Raw genomic sequence first — 15,059 nt, forward strand, 5'->3', positions numbered from 1 at the left:
CACGCGCCGTTTCATTTTTTTGTCTCCATGCACAGACACACGCCTGGAATGGCCTGAAAGCGGGCGATTTCAGTGAAGTAAAAAATTTAAGTATGTTGCGTTTCCACTGGCACGCCCCTTGCAGTTATATAGTCACAAGAAAGGAGAATTAAGAAATGGGAATGACAATAACTGAAAAAATTATCGCGGATCACGCGGGGAGGGAGGAGGTAAGCCCAGGAGAACTGGTTGTGGTGAAGGTGGACGGAGTGCTGACAAATGACATTTCAGGGCCGATCGCTATCCGGCAGTTTGAAAAAATGGAAGTCAAAGACGTCTTTGACAGGGACAAGATCTATATGCTGATGGACCATTTTACACCCAATGCCAATCAACAGGCGGCGGAGCAGTGCAAATACTGCCGGGAATTTGCAAAAAAGAAGGGGCTGACACACTTTTACGATACGGGAAATGTGGGGATCGAACATGCTTTCCTGCCGGAAATGGGGCTGACGCTGCCAGGGCAGGTAATTATCGGAGGGGATTCTCATACCTGTACGTATGGGGCTTTGGGCGCCTTTTCTACCGGAGTGGGGAGCACTGATATTGCTGCTGCAATGGCGCTGGGAGAAATTTGGCTGAAGGTGCCGGAGAGCATGAAGGTCGTCTACGGCGGTGTGAGAGGTCCCTATATAACGGGGAAGGATCTGATCCTCTATACCATCGGAAAACTGGGGGTGGCCGGCGCACTGTATAAAGCACTGGAATTTGCCGGACCTGTGGTCGAATCTTTGTCCATGGACAGCAGGTTTACGATGTGTAATATGGCTATCGAGGCAGGCGCGAAAAACGGCATTATGAGTGTCGGCCGCAGTCACAGCAGCGTAAAGCAGTTTTTGGAAAAAGCAGGCGGGAAGAGCGCACGGCCCCGTTGTTATGAGAGCGATGCGGATGCTGTCTATGAAAGTATTACAGAAATAGACGTTACGGAAATGGAGCCTCAGGTCGCGCTGCCAGGATCTCCGGGCAACGCAGCGGCCGTGGGAGACTGCGCCGGAGTCAGGCTGGATCAGGTCGTGATCGGTTCCTGCACAAACGGAAGAATGGAAGACCTGAGGGCAGCGGCGGAAATCCTGAGTGGGCGCAGGGTCCATCCCTATGTCAGGACCATCATCATACCGGCTACGAATCATATTTACAGACAGGCGATGAAGGAGGGGCTGATCGATATCTTTATGGAGGCGGGAGCCGTGGTGTCCACTCCTACCTGCGGGCCATGCTTCGGAGGGCACATGGGTTGTCTCGCCAGCGGGGAAAAGGGCCTGGCGACGACAAACAGAAACTTTGTGGGGCGGATGGGCGCGCCGGAAAGTCAGCTCTATCTGTCTGGGCCCGCCGTGGCGGCAGCGTCAGCAGTCAGAGGAAGCATCGTTCATCCGCAGGAGGTGTTATAAGAATGGGGAAAGTATTTAAATTTGGAGATCATATTGATACGGACGCCATCGTTCCGGGAAAATTTTTGAACCTGACAGATCCGGAAGCACTGGCGGGCGTATGCATGGAGGGTTATGAGAGCGGCTTTGCGTCTCGTATCGTCCCCGGGGATATCTTTGTGGCGGGTGAGAATTTCGGATGTGGAAGTTCGAGAGAACATGCGCCGATCAGCATCAAGGCAGCGGGAGTCCGCTGTATCATAGCCTGCAGCTTTGCACGGATTTTTTACAGAAGCGCCATCAATATTGGTCTGCCATTGTTAGAATCCAGAGAAGCCGCGTCAAGGATCCGCCAGGGCGACGTCTGCGAGATTTCTCTGGCGGAGGGAAAAATCACGGACATAACCACGGGGGAAGATTTTTATGCGGGCGTGTATCCGGAACAGATACAGGAGATCATAGACAGGGGAGGGATGATCGAATATGTGAAAGCAAGGACGTCAGGACATAAGTGATCCATAGAGAAGATATTCATTCAGAAAGGAGAATGCGAGATGTTGGAACGGTTAGGTATTTCACTGATGAATTTTATGCGCAGGGTTCTTCCGGAAGCATTCGTTATCGCGATCATCATTACCTTTATTACCCTGTTCGCCGGTATGGCGGCGGGAAATTCACTTTTTGACATGGGAGTTTATTGGGGCCGCGGCGTCTGGAATCTGCTGACCTTTATGTGCCAGGCGTCACTGACTCTCATTCTGGGCGCGGCTCTGGTGAAATCGCGGGCAGGATACAGAGCGATCTCCGGTGTGGCGAGGATCCCGCAGAACTGTGCGCAGGCGGCGGTATTGGTGGCGGTGGTCTCGATGGTGCTGTACTATGTAAACTGGGGCGTGGGAATGATCGGAGGAGCGATCCTAGCGAAAGAGGTGGCGGTCAGACTGTATAGAAGAGGCGTGCCGGTCCATTATCCGCTGCTGGGCGCGTCGGTATATGTAGGGATCCTGGGATATGAAGCCGGTTTTTCCGGGGGGATCCCGCTGCAGGTTGCCACAGAGGGCCATGTGCTGGCGGAGCAGATGGGGGTGATTCCCCTGACACAGACTATTTTCAGCCCTGCGTCTTATGTTACATTTTTAATACTTTTAATCGTGGTACCGGTTCTTCTCGGGTTTATGGCCCCAAAGAGAGCGGAAAATATGCTGCTGCCCAACGAATTTTTATCGGAGGAGGAATTTGAAGAGAAAAAAGAAGAGGCGGCTCCGGTTCAGGGGAAGAAGACATTTGCAGAAAAAATGGATGGCGCCAGGATCATCAACTTTATTTTCTTCCTGTTTACCCTTATTTATATCGTTGATTATTTGAAAAATGCCGGACTGGTGGGACTGGATCTGAACATCGTAAATCTGATCCTGCTTTCCCTTGGCCTGCTCCTGCACGAGTCGCCAAGATCCCTGATCGCGGCGTTCCAGGAATCGACGGAGAGCGCATCCGGCATCCTGATGCAGTTTCCGCTGTATGCGGGGATCATGGGGATGATCACATCCTCTGGCCTCGTTTCCATCATCGCCAGCTTTTTTGTGTCGATTTCTACGGCGGATACTTACTATGTCTTTTCGTTTCTGTCGGCGGGACTGCTGAACATATTCGTGCCCTCAGGAGGCGGGCAGTGGTCGGTGCAGGGTCCTATAATGATCGAGGCTGCTCAGACACTTGATCTGGATCTGGCAAAGGTAGCCGTGGCGGTGGGTTGGGGCGATGCCTGGACCAACCTGATCCAGCCCTTCTGGGTGCTGCCCATCGTCGGACTGATGGGAGGAAAGGCAAAGGACTATTTGGGATATACGGCAGTGCTGCTGTTTATATCGGGCATTATCATCAGTGTATCTCTTTTCGTATTGTAAGTATACGGACAAGAGAGGAAGGGATTTCTTATGAGTAAAGCAGATGAACTATTACTGGGCGCGATCGACATGCATTGTCATGGTTTTCCGGAGTTCAGTCTGGAATTTCCAAACAGGTTCAGCGACAGAGAGACCGTGCAGATGATGAAAGACGCAGGAATGGGCGGCGTGGTGTTCAAATCGCATTTCTATCCCACGACGACGACCGCGTATTATCTGTCGAAGGAGTTTTCCGATTTCGGCATTTATGCCAGCATCACGCTTAACGCCGCCGCCGGAGGCTGCAACATCTGGGCTGTTGAGGCGGCGCATAAGCTGGGAGCGAAGGTCGTTTATCTGCCCACCTGGAGCGCCAGAAATGATCAGAGGAAGAATTCGATCTGCAGGCTGATCGAACCGTATCTGCCCACATTGGCGTCCTTTACGGAGGCGGACGGTTATACTGTTTTCGGCGAAGACGGACAGGTAAGCAAAAAACTGCTTGAGATATTGAGTTTTGTCAGGGAGAAGGATATGGTCCTGTTTACAGGTCATATCGCACCGGAGGAGAGCATTGCGCTGGCCAGAGCGGCTAAGGAAATGGGATACAAAAAGCTGGTAATGAATCATCCCGATTCGGGATCCGTGGGCGCGAAACGAGAGCAGATAAAGACGGCGGCGGAACTGGGAGCTTTTATTGAGATCTGCGCGCTGGGGATCACGCCAATGTATTATCGTCTGCCTCTGGACGAGATGAAAAGTATGATCGATATGGCAGGCGCGGATCGATGCATTCTGACGACCGATTATTTCTTCGAGTGGGCGGCTCCAGTACCGGAACAGCTGCGGCAGATGATAGCTTCGCTTTTGATCAAAGGAACGGCTGAAGAAGAGATCAAAAAGATGACGTCGGAAAACCAGAGATTTCTGTTAGGCATTTAAATGAGAAGAGAAAGGATAATGACAGTATGAGAAATACAACAAAATTTCGTAAACTGATGGAGCGGGAAGGCATGATCGTAGCACCTGGTGGATTTTCGCCCCTGTGTGGCATCATCGCAGAAAAAGTGGGATTTGATTGTCTCTATTTGAGCGGCTATGGAGTTGCGGCTTTCAAGTGCGGTTATCCGGATGTGGGATTGATGACCATGAACGAATCTTTGGAAAACGCCCGGTTTACCGCACGAATTACAAATATCCCGGTGATCGTGGACATTGATAATGGATACGGCAACGCGATCAATATGACCCGCACGATCTCCGATTTTGAGCAGGCCGGCGTAGCTGCCGTACAGATCGAGGACCAGGTATGGCCGAAGCGCTGCGGCCACATGGAGGGCAAGGAACTGATTTCCGCAGAGGAAATGTGCGCAAAGATCAGGGCCGCTGCAGAGTCGAGAACAGATCCGGATCTGGTGATCATCGCCAGAACTGATGCAAACACTGTCTTGGGCTTTGAAGAAGCGATGCGCAGACTGAAAATGTACAGAAAAGCTGGGGCGGACATTCTGTTTTTCGAATCGCCGGTCTCACTGGAAGAGATGAGACAGGCCCCCGCGCTTATAGACGCTCCGCTGATGATCAATATGTCGGAAGGCGCTAAAACTCCCATACTGCGCAACGACCAGCTGGAAGAAATGGGGTATAAACTGGCCATCTGGCCTTCATCTGCCACATGGACCGCCGCCAAGCAGATAGAGATCATTTACAGGGAGCTGAAGAAAAGCGGGACTACGAAAGAGGAAGCGGACAGAATGTACATATTCCATGAATTCAACGAGCTGATAGGCCTGCCTCATATCATGGAGCTTTATGACAGATATAAATATTAGACGGACAGGTCTTTGATAGTTCGTCCGCCAGATCGTTTATACAGCGAGAGGGACGGAGTGGAAGACAGAGAACAGCGTTTATGGTATAATAACCGCAGAGCGGTTATTATACGATTCTGTGCGCGGCGGACGCATGGTATTATGACCCCAGAGCAAGGCCGTGTCAGGTCAGGCACGGTCTGTTTTTAATGAGGCCACGAGGTAAGAATGCTAAAGATATACTACGGGAGAGAAAACCTGGAGAAGGATCGATTTCTGTTCGATCAGGTAGGTGAAACGCTGAGATGCATGGAAGCGGCGGGCCGCGGTAAAGCGGGCGGCGCCGGAGGAGCGGATGCCGGCGCTGCCGGAGGAACGGATACCAGTGGGACGGCAAGCGAAACGGAGACGGGCAGGAACGGGATTTCCCACAGTCAGACGGCGGAGAAGACTGCTGGTGGCGGCGGCCGCCCGGCCGGCGGGCAGCTGCCGGAGAAGATCCTGCTGATCGTGCCGGATCAGTTTACGCTGCAGGCGGAGCAGAATGCTTTCGCCTATCTTGGCGTGCCCGGACTCATCGACCTGGAAGTACTTTCGCAGAGCCGTCTGGGCTACCGGGTACTGGGCGAGGCGGGCGGAAGCACACGGCTTCACATCGATCAATACGGCAGGCACATGCTCATCTCCCGGATCGTAAAGGAGCTGGAGACGGAACTCAGCGCGTACCGGGGAATGAAAAAATCACAGAGCTTTATCGAGATGGCCAACGATTTTATCACTGAGCTGAAACAGAACAGCGTGGACCCGGATCAGATCGCGGATATCATGGAACAGGTGGAGGAGGGATCCCTTCTCTGGCGGAAGCTGGCGGATATACGAAAGATCTACGAGCGCTATGAGGAGGAGATGAAGGGGAAATACATCGATACGGAGGATTATATGGCTCTTTTTACCTCCCGGATCCCCGGATCCCGACTGGTGCGGAAAAGTCAGATCTGGATCTATGGCTTTGACTCATTCACCATGAAATCCATGCAGATGATCCGGGTGCTGATGCGCTGTGCTTTGGATGTGAATGTGATCATGACAGGGACGACGGGCGGAGAAACAGAGCAGGGCAGAGAAACGGGGCAGGACAGAGAGACAGAGCAGGGCAGAGACGGAGAACTGTTCTCTCTCACGGCGGATCTCATCTTCCGTCTGACTCGTATGGCGGCGCAGGACGGGGTGCTGTGGGAAGAACGGGCCATCCCCGATACCTATCGTGTTACAGCAGGCGTTGGATATCCCGCGTCGGACGACGGCGCTTTGCTGAAGACGCTGCCGGGGAATAAGAAGCCGGCGGAACTGCAGCGGGAGAGAAGGGCGGGCAGGCTGTGCAAAGCGCCGGAGCTGCTGCATTTGGAGCGCGAGCTTTACGCGTGGCCCTGCCGGCCTTACATTCCACCCGGCTCCGGAACCGGCCCCAGCCCCGGAAACGGCTCCGGAACTGGGACAGGAACCGGATCTGGTTCTGGAGCGCAGCGGGCCCTGGGATTTTGCCGGGCGGCGAATCTGTACGCAGAGGTGGAAACAGCGGCGGTGCAGATCGTGACGCTGACCAGAGACAGAGGTCTGCGATATCAGGATATTTCGGTGATCTGCAATGACCTTCCCAGTTACGGATCGGTCATCAAGCGCGTGTTCGGCCGTTATGAGATACCGGTCTTCCTCGACGAGAAGCGCACGGTGCTGCACAACCCGGCGGTGGAGCTGACGCTGTCGCTGCTGGACGTGGTCACGAAGGGCTGGCGGCGGGAAGACGTGTTTCGCCTGGTAAAGACAGGACTGTTTTCACTGAAGACGGCGGAGTACGAGGAGCTGGAAAACTACGCGATCAAATATAAGATCCAGGGCAGGCGCTGGAAAAAGGATTTTCACTACGGCCAAACGGATTATGGGGAAACGGGGCTGGAAGCGCTGAACAGGCTGAGAGTACGGCTGGCAGCGCCCCTTGCCGTCTTTGAAAAGGAATTTTCCCGGGCTGAGACCGCGAGAGAAAAAAGCGCGGCGCTGTACCGTATGCTGGCAGAAAGGCTGGAATTGCCTGAACGGCTGGAAGAACTGCTGACGGATCTGAACGACAGAGAGGAGTTCCTGGCGGCAGAGGAGATCAGCCAGATCTGGACGGTGATCGTCAGGCTGCTGGATCAGATCGTAGAACTACTGGGAGACGGGGCGATCTCCGGAGAGGATTATCTGTCCATGCTGCAGGCGGGCTTTTCCGCAGTGGAGATGGGACTTCTGCCCCCATCGCCGGACCGCATTATCGTGGGTACCATGCAGAGGACCCGGCGGGGCCGCGTGCGCGCGCTGCTGGTGATCGGCGCCAACGACGGACTGATCCCTGCGGACGCGGGAAAAGAGGATCTGCTTTCTGAGGCGGAAAAGTTTTACCTGTCGGAGAAGGACATCGTGATCTGCAAGAACGATGACTACCGGGCGGGGGAGGAACGGCTGGCGATCTACAAGAATCTGTCCAAGCCGGAGGAATATCTCTGGGTCAGCTATTCTGTGGCGGATCTGGACGGTAGGGAAAAGAAGCCTTCGCTGATTTTCGATAAGCTGACGCAGATCTTTCCTTTCGTGCCGGTGGAGAAGGACGTGATCAACGCGGAGTCGGATCTGTGCCGGGTGCAGAGGGTGAACGCGGCGCTGCCCCACATGAGCGAGGTTTTCCGCAGAAAAGCTGCGGGGGAACTGGAGGAGCTCTCCGACGTATGGAAATTGACCTATGATATTTTGATGGAAAAAAGCGATGGATCCCGTCTCACGTCTCTGCGGCGAGGCCTGTTTTTTACAAACAAGGTAAAGCGTCTGGAGGAAGATCTGGTGCGGCGTCTCTATAAGCGCGAGGGGATGGAGGATTTTGTGCTGAGTCCTTCCCGGCTGGAACGATTTGGGAAGTGTCCATTTTCCCATTTTGTGCAGTACGGCCTGAGACCGGAGGAGCGGCGGCTGTTTGAGGTGGCCGGCCGCGAAGTAGGCGACGTCTACCACCAGTGTCTCATGGAGCTTTCTCAGGAATTGACGCGGCCCGGCCAGGCTGTGACAGCGCCGGAATCTCTGTGGATGAATATTACGCAGGAGGATTGCGCGGCTCGTGTGGAAGCCCTTATGGACCGCATTTCAGGCGAGTACAGGGAGGGCGTGCTGAAGCTGGGCGGCGCGGAGCAGTACCGCGGCGAACGCATGAAAAAGATCGCTTACAGCGCGGCCTGGGCGATGATCTCTCACGTGCGGCAGGGACTTGTGAAAGAAATATATTTTGAGGCGGGTTTCGGCGAGGGCGAGGACAAGCCTTTTCCGCCGGTAGTGATCGAGGCAGGCGGCCAGCGCGTGCGTATTGAGGGAAAGATCGACCGCGTGGATATTCTGGGCGGCGCCCAAACTCAGGAAGGACAGGAAGCGGAAGGCCCCGGCGGTTTCGTAAAGATCGTGGACTACAAATCCGGAAGCGAGCGCTTTGACATGGAGGAAGCGCGGGAGGGCATCCGTCTGCAGCTCATGCTTTATCTGGAGGGGGCCATGGGCGGCGTAAAGGAGAGCCGGCCGGCGGGGGTCTTTTATTTCGAGATCGCGGAGCCCATGGTGGACGCCAGCGGGCTGCCGGCTGAGGAGCTGGGTGCAAAAGTGGCGGAACAGATCAGAAAGAGCTTTAAGATGGACGGCCTGATGGTAGACGACCCTGCGGTGATCCGGGGCATAGCCGGGGATTTTTCCGGTTTTTCTGAGGTGGCTCCACTCAGAATGGGGAGCAAAGGCGTCTCCGGGACCTCCGAGGGCAAACTGCTCACACCGGAGGATTTTGAGAGCTTCCGGGAAGAAGTGGGAGGCGCTGTGGGCCGGCTGTGCGCCGATCTGGTGGCAGGAGAGACTGCCGCCCACCCCAAAAAGACCAAGTACCAGAACGCCTGCCGATTCTGTCAGTTTAAGGGCATCTGCTTCTTCGATGTGGAATTCGAGGGGTGCAGCTACAGATAAAGGGATGAGTCGACGCGGAAAAACCGTTTTTACGAGCTTCTGGATCCGCCGGCTATTCAGGATGTGGCCGGCGTTGCGGTTGGCGTTGTGGCCGGCGTTAAGGCGCGTGTCGTGGTTGGCGTTGAGACGCGCGTCGTGGTGTGGCACGTTCCAAAACGCAAAATATTTGATCCGGTTTCAATAATTTAAGAATTGAGCTTGCAAAGAAGTAAAAGCTGTGTTACAATAAATCTCGGTTCTGAAAAAAAGGGGCTATATCCGCCCCTTGTGCGCTTCCGTGGCTCAGCTGGTAGAGCAACGCATTCGTAATGCGTGGGTCGCCGGTTCAAATCCGGCCGGGAGCTCCATGAAACATTGAAAAATAGCCATTCTCAAAATAACTGAGAGCGGCTATTTTCTTTTTATTTTTTGAAGTTTCCCACCTTCTTCCCACTTTTGTTTTCTGTTGAGGGAAAAAGAAGTGTTATGGCGTTTTTCTTGTGAGTGCCCCTGAGGTTTCTGATACTCATATACCTTCTGTTTTATTGGCGCAGATGCTTTATTCAAGTTTTGACATGCTTTCTTCTATGCGCTGCTTAATCTCTTCCTCGCTTAAATCAGATTTGGCCAGAAGTATTCCTCGGTTAGAGGCTATCATTGTTATGGCGTCTTTCGCCGCTTGGATATTGCTTTTGGAGTCAGCTAAATCACTTGTTTTTCCCGAATCTAAATACTTCATAAGAGCCTTTGCGGCTAGTTGGTCAGAAAGAGCCGCTGATCTAAATACAGATAGATAATCTTTTTCATCTTTAGTCGTTCCATAATCAAATCTAGTTGAAGCGTCTCTGAAGAATTCCTCTGCTTCTTGACATTTTTGATAGAAGCTCGTAGATGCTATTTTATTGTCTGAGTAAGACTGAACAGCCGCTAAAAAATTATTATGTGATTGGTATAATATTGCGAAATCATCCCAAGAACGATCATCAAATGCGAGTATTTCTTCGGATGTTTTCGCGGCGGCGGGAGCGTCGGAAGTTATAACGCCTATGAGCGCAGCTAAGATAACAACGATAAGAACAAGACAACCACATCCGATTTTTTTATTAGGCTGCACCCGAGTGGACGAAGGCCGCGCAGCTTGTGGGTCTGATATAGGGCTGGCTTCTGTTGCGCCTGCAGTACTTTCTGCGGGCGTACCACAATCAGGGCAAAAGTTTCCTTTGAATTCTTTACCGCATCGTGTACAAAACATAAATTATTCCTCCTTTGAGATACACACCATTCCTGCGTTGCCGTCCGCTGCAGAGTTTCATGTCACTGGCTATCTTCTCCTGCGGGTATGTTTAGCCGGTTGCCCGGAAACAGTCTTATTTATTTCATCGGTCCATTTTTTTGCGGACTTCGATGTCTTTTTCAAAAATATCCATATACAATACAGCTCCTTTCTGATGAATGATCCGGCTGGACGCGGAGTCCATGTGACGGGTACATGCCTGGCATTTGGGCGGCGTGCAGCAGCAACCGGCTGCATTTGTCTTGCTTGTCTCCGCATCGTTTTTTCAAATCCAACAACTGATTTCGACGTCTACAACACAATTTCCATTCTGTTGTGGGACGAAAACAGCGGGAGAAACGGGGAACCGGTTTGACAAGTCAAAAAGGAGGGTCCACATCCAAATGGGCACGCAGGGAATCAGACCGGGCGAAATTCGGAGACGTCCGGTCTGCTTTTCATGCCCGAAAGAATGAATATTGCGATAAATCAGTGCAAAACTCTTGCTAATCTCCATCAAGCCCATGTATAATGTCAATATATGACGAAGGGGTACGCAAAATGGAACAACAGAATGGAAATTATGTGATAACCAGTCCCATGCGGCCGATCAGCCGGGCGTGTTCCGCGCCGCTTTCCGCGGTGTAGATCCGGGTCGTGTTGACGCTGGCGTGACCCAGCAGATCGGCCAGCCTGGACAGATCCTTCTGCAGCGCATAGAATACCCTTGCAAACAGGTGGCGCAGGTTATGAGGGTAGACTTTGGCCGGTGCTACCCCCGCACGTTCACAGAGACTTTTCATACTTCTCCACACGTTGGAACGATCAAGAGGCTTCCCGCCCCGCGTGATGAAAACCGCCCCGGCGGTTCTTTTTTTGCCCGCAAATCGTAGCAGAGCGCGGCACAGCTTATCAGGCAGAAACACGGCGCGGCGCTTACCCTTGTTGCAGACCTCCGCCCGGCCCGTCCGGGCGGCCTCCAAAGTGATGAATTGGAGCTCGGAAACCCGTATTCCGGTGGCGCAAATCGTTTGCAGGATGAGGGACAGACGGCTGTCGCCCGCGCGTTCAGCGGCCCGTACCAGCCGGACATACTCGCCGCGGGTCAGCTCCTTGTCAGCCCGACAGAATAAATTACGCTGGATCTTAAGGGGCTTCACCTTGCAGTCCGTCCAGCCGCAAAAGGTCAAAAAACCATTCGCAGCCGCCAGTATGGTGTTGACGCTGGCTGCGGCGTACTGTTCCTTCAAGTGTTCTTTCCAGCTGACCAGCGCGGCCTTCGTGATCCCGGCCCCGTCCAGCCAGCCGCACAGGGCCTTCAGGTCGTGGGTGTACTTCTCAATGGTAGCCGGGGCTTTTTCCTGCTCCCACAGGTAGACAGCGTAGCCGCTTATCAGCTCCGGGGTGATGGTTCGTTTCGCGTCTTCTTTTTTCATGGCTGCTCCCTCCTTTTTACATTACTGATATTGTACCGTAACGGGAGAGTCCGTGCGGACTTTCGGTAAGGGAAGAAAAGAATGCCAATAAACCAAAAGTAAAACACGACGGAGAGGAGCCGGAATATGCCGGCCCTCTCTCTTTTTGTCTGCCCGTCTGCAGCCGGTTCTTTACGAATCCGCTCAGAAAATACACAAAAAAGCTGCCGTTCATACCGCGTCTTTCGACAAATAACGTAAAATCTTACAGTGCTTTTCTTGATAATGAAAAGTCTACATGATACAATAAGTTGAAATAATTGTGGACACAATATAGCACAACTGAAGTGATATGAGATAGGCTCACCGGCGCTGGGGGAGAATTGAAACGGCCGCCGGCGATCCGATCCATATTGGAGGTATAGATATGAATTTCCTTCTGCGCGGCCGCTCCCGATGCTGGATCGCAGCGCTGACCGCGGCAGTTTTAATCGTGACTTTGTGGACTCCCCGGACTGTGACGGCGGAAAGTTCGAGGGCGCTGCGCGTGGCCTTTCCCGAAGCCGAAGGCTATACTATGACCGATGAGAACGGGAAGAGAAGCGGTCTGGTGGTGGACTTTCTCGATGAGATCGCCAAGTATACCGGCTGGACATACGATTATGTGGAGACGGACAGCGAAACGATGATCCAGCAGTTTTTGGCAGGCGATTTCGACCTGATGGGCGGGACTTATTACGCTGCCGGTTTTGAGAAGTATTTCGGCTACCCGGCATACAACTGCGGATATACCCGGCTGACTTTGCTGGCAAGGACAGAGGATACCACGATCAAAAGCTACGATCTGGACAGTTTGAATGGAAAGACCATCGGCGCTTACGAGGCAAACAGGGAAAATATCCGACGTCTGCAGGAGTACATGAAAGTATACGATCTGGATTGTACGCTGAAATACTATACCTATGACGATCTGAAGGTGACAGGAGATCTGACCCGTTTTTTGCTGAGCGGCGAGGTGGACCTGCTGCTGGGAAACAGCGCGCAGACGGCGGAGGGCATCTACATCGCCGCCGCATTTGAATCCCAGGCGCAATATATCGTCACTGTCCCGGGGAATCAGGAGCTTCTGGACCAGCTGAACACGGCGCTGGAAGACATTTACGAGAGCGATCCCCGCTTTGCGGAAAAGCTCTACGCCAAATATTTCTCAGATGCGGAGAAGGGGTCCGTGGCCCTCACAGAACGCGATCGGGAGTATATCAGTGAGAAAAAAACGGTGACAGTGGCTGTTCCTGCGGACTGGCACCCCATGGTGTGTGCGAATAACGGGGACGGACACGACGGCGTGGTCATGGACGTAGTAAAGGAGATCGAGTCGTTTACCGGGCTTACATTCACCTATGTTTACTGCAGCAGCTACGCGGAGGCCCTGGAGAAGATGAAGTCGGGCGAAGCGGAGCTGCTGGGCTTCTATATCGGCACGAAGGAATCCGCCGCTGAAAACGGTATCGTTTTGACCGCGCCTTATCTATCGCTGGACTGCATTCTGGTACGAAACAAGAAATCAGGTTATCCGGCGGAGGGGCTGACAGGTTCTATTCTGGAGGGACGAACGCTGCCCGAATACATCGTCGCTGACGAAGTGAAGGTCTATGCCAGCACCATAGACGCGCTGGGCGATGTGGACCGGGGCAGGGTGGATTTCTTTTACGGTGTCTCCGCTCATCTGGAAAACATTATCCAACATCAAAATTATTCGAATATCGTTCAGGTAAATCTGATCAATGACAGTACGGATATGGGCTTCGCTTTGAAAGCGCCGGCGGAGGCCAGACTGCTCACCATTCTGAACAAAGCCATCAACAATCTTTCAGATGAGCAGAAAAGCAATTACGCCAGCCGAAATGTGGTCTCCATCGGCGCTTCTCCCATGAGCCTGTCCGCTGTCATATCCGCAAATCCTGCGGCGGCGTTTCTTGTGGTGACGCTGTTTTTGCTGGTGATCCTGAGCTGCATGGTCCTGGTGACGCGCTCCCGCCTGCGCGCGACTGTTATGCAGGGAGAGCTGGAAAAGGCGGAGGCCAACAGCAGAGCGAAAAGCGAATTTCTTTCCCGCATGAGTCATGAGATCCGCACGCCCATGAACGCTATTTTAGGACTCACGGATCTGACGGAGATGCAGGAGGGACTGACGGAGAGGTCGAAGGACAATCTGGCCAGGATCAAGGCTTCGTCCCGATATATGATGAGTCTGATCAACGATATTCTGGATATGAGCCGCATCGAGAGCGGAAAGATGGAGCTGGCCCGGGAACCCTTCTCACTGACTGCGCTGATCAGCGAGGTAGACAGCATGATGACTGTCGAGGCGGAAAACCGCGGCGTGAGCTTCAGGCCGAAGAAAGAGTACCGCACCGATGTGGTGATCGGAGATTCCGTCAGACTGCGTCAGGTGATGCTCAATCTCCTTTCCAACGCATTTAAGTTCACGCCCCCGGGCGGAGCGGTGTGCCCCAGTATTCACGAGGACGCTGCAACGGAGCGCGACGCTACCTATACCATACGGATCGCCGATAACGGCGTGGGCATCGCCAAGGAAGATCAGGAGCGCATTTTCCTCAGTTTTGAGCAGGTGGGATCCAATATCGCAAAGAGTCAGGGCACGGGACTGGGTCTCTCCATCAGCAGCAGCATCGTTCAGCTGATGGGCGGGGAGCTGAAGCTCAGGAGCGAGCCGGGGAGGGGGAGCGAGTTTTATTTCACGATCACTCTGCCGAAGGGGACTCTCGGCGATGAACCCCAGGGTGGGGAAGAGCCCCGGCAGGATACGGCGGATTTCAGCGGCGCCCATATTCTGCTGGCGGAGGATAACGATCTGAACGCGGAGATCGCCAGCGAGTTCCTGGAACTGCAGGGCGCCCAGGTCACCCGGGCGGAAAACGGCAGAGCCGCTCTGGAGACCTTTGAACGCAGCAGGCCGGGAACATTTCAGCTCATCCTGATGGATATCATGATGCCGGAAATGACAGGCCTGGAGGCGGCCCGGTCCATCCGGGCGCTGGTCCGGGAGGACGCCCTGACGATTCCCATTTTGGCTATGACGGCCAATACCTTCAAGGAAGATGAGGCGGCGGCGATGGCGGCGGGAATGACGGGTTTTATACCGAAACCAATTGAAGTGACGCAGTTCTACGAGAAGATCCGCAAAGCGCTGGGCGATGAAGAACAGCGGCCGGACAGCCAGTTTATGAATTAAGAGGAAA

9 protein-coding genes and 1 tRNA gene are annotated in these 15,059 nt (G+C 53.6%); 8 read left to right on the forward strand and 2 right to left on the reverse strand.

Annotated elements, in window-relative coordinates; genetic code table 11:
* Positions 1-155: 155 nt before the first annotated feature.
* The 7 genes from leuC (at position 156) to E0E37_RS09290 (ending at position 9,476) form a co-directional block, all read left to right on the forward strand.
* Complete coding sequence (gene leuC / locus E0E37_RS09260; protein WP_130862745.1) at positions 156-1,433, forward strand: 3-isopropylmalate dehydratase large subunit; 1,278 nt, start codon at positions 156-158, stop codon at positions 1,431-1,433.
* 2 nt (positions 1,434-1,435) lie between these two features.
* Entirely contained in the window at positions 1,436-1,927 is a 492-nt protein-coding gene (locus E0E37_RS09265) for a 3-isopropylmalate dehydratase small subunit (RefSeq protein ID WP_130862746.1), read from the forward strand.
* A 39-nt stretch (positions 1,928-1,966) separates the two neighbouring features.
* Positions 1,967-3,316, forward strand: a complete 1,350-nt coding sequence (locus E0E37_RS09270; RefSeq protein ID WP_130862747.1) for a short-chain fatty acid transporter — start codon at positions 1,967-1,969, stop codon at positions 3,314-3,316.
* Positions 3,317-3,346: 30 nt separating this feature from the next.
* The gene (locus E0E37_RS09275; protein ID WP_130862748.1) at positions 3,347-4,237 is read left to right on the forward strand and encodes a DUF6282 family protein; all 891 of its coding nucleotides are present in this window, start codon (positions 3,347-3,349) and stop codon (positions 4,235-4,237) included.
* Between the two features lie 26 nt (positions 4,238-4,263).
* Complete coding sequence (locus tag E0E37_RS09280; RefSeq protein WP_130862749.1) at positions 4,264-5,127, forward strand: isocitrate lyase/PEP mutase family protein; 864 nt, start codon at positions 4,264-4,266, stop codon at positions 5,125-5,127.
* 207 nt (positions 5,128-5,334) lie between these two features.
* Positions 5,335-9,129: a PD-(D/E)XK nuclease family protein gene (locus E0E37_RS09285; protein WP_130862750.1), complete on the forward strand. Its 3,795-nt coding sequence runs from the start codon at positions 5,335-5,337 to the stop codon at positions 9,127-9,129.
* A 271-nt stretch (positions 9,130-9,400) separates the two neighbouring features.
* A tRNA-Thr gene (locus E0E37_RS09290) sits at positions 9,401-9,476 on the forward strand.
* Between the two features lie 191 nt (positions 9,477-9,667).
* On the opposite strand, the gene E0E37_RS09295 is transcribed toward E0E37_RS09290, so the two are convergent.
* Positions 9,668-10,360, reverse strand: a complete 693-nt coding sequence (locus E0E37_RS09295) for a zinc ribbon domain-containing protein (RefSeq protein ID WP_130862751.1) — start codon at positions 10,358-10,360, stop codon at positions 9,668-9,670.
* Positions 10,361-10,962: 602 nt separating this feature from the next.
* Positions 10,963-11,817, reverse strand: coding sequence for a tyrosine-type recombinase/integrase (locus E0E37_RS09300; RefSeq protein WP_130862752.1), 855 nt, complete (start codon positions 11,815-11,817; stop codon positions 10,963-10,965).
* Between the two features lie 406 nt (positions 11,818-12,223).
* Here E0E37_RS09300 and E0E37_RS09305 point away from each other — a divergent pair, with 406 nt between their 5' ends.
* Positions 12,224-15,052, forward strand: coding sequence for an ATP-binding protein (locus E0E37_RS09305; RefSeq protein WP_130862753.1), 2,829 nt, complete (start codon positions 12,224-12,226; stop codon positions 15,050-15,052).
* Positions 15,053-15,059 lie beyond the last annotated feature (7 nt).

It is taken from the genome of Bacilliculturomica massiliensis, assembly GCF_900605495.1.
GTDB classification, from domain to species: Bacteria; Bacillota; Clostridia; order Peptostreptococcales; family Anaerovoracaceae; genus Bacilliculturomica; species Bacilliculturomica massiliensis.

Coding starts and splice junctions, on each gene's coding strand:
- leuC (WP_130862745.1), top strand. CDS start 156: ATGGGAATGACAATAACTGAAAAAATTATCGCGGATCACGCGGGGAGG.
- E0E37_RS09300 (WP_130862752.1), bottom strand. CDS start 11,817: ATGAAAAAAGAAGACGCGAAACGAACCATCACCCCGGAGCTGATAAGC.
- E0E37_RS09295 (WP_130862751.1), bottom strand. CDS start 10,360: ATGTTTTGTACACGATGCGGTAAAGAATTCAAAGGAAACTTTTGCCCT.
- E0E37_RS09285 (WP_130862750.1), top strand. CDS start 5,335: ATGCTAAAGATATACTACGGGAGAGAAAACCTGGAGAAGGATCGATTT.
- E0E37_RS09270 (WP_130862747.1), top strand. CDS start 1,967: ATGTTGGAACGGTTAGGTATTTCACTGATGAATTTTATGCGCAGGGTT.
- E0E37_RS09265 (WP_130862746.1), top strand. CDS start 1,436: ATGGGGAAAGTATTTAAATTTGGAGATCATATTGATACGGACGCCATC.
- E0E37_RS09280 (WP_130862749.1), top strand. CDS start 4,264: ATGAGAAATACAACAAAATTTCGTAAACTGATGGAGCGGGAAGGCATG.
- E0E37_RS09305 (WP_130862753.1), top strand. CDS start 12,224: ATGAATTTCCTTCTGCGCGGCCGCTCCCGATGCTGGATCGCAGCGCTG.
- E0E37_RS09275 (WP_130862748.1), top strand. CDS start 3,347: ATGAGTAAAGCAGATGAACTATTACTGGGCGCGATCGACATGCATTGT.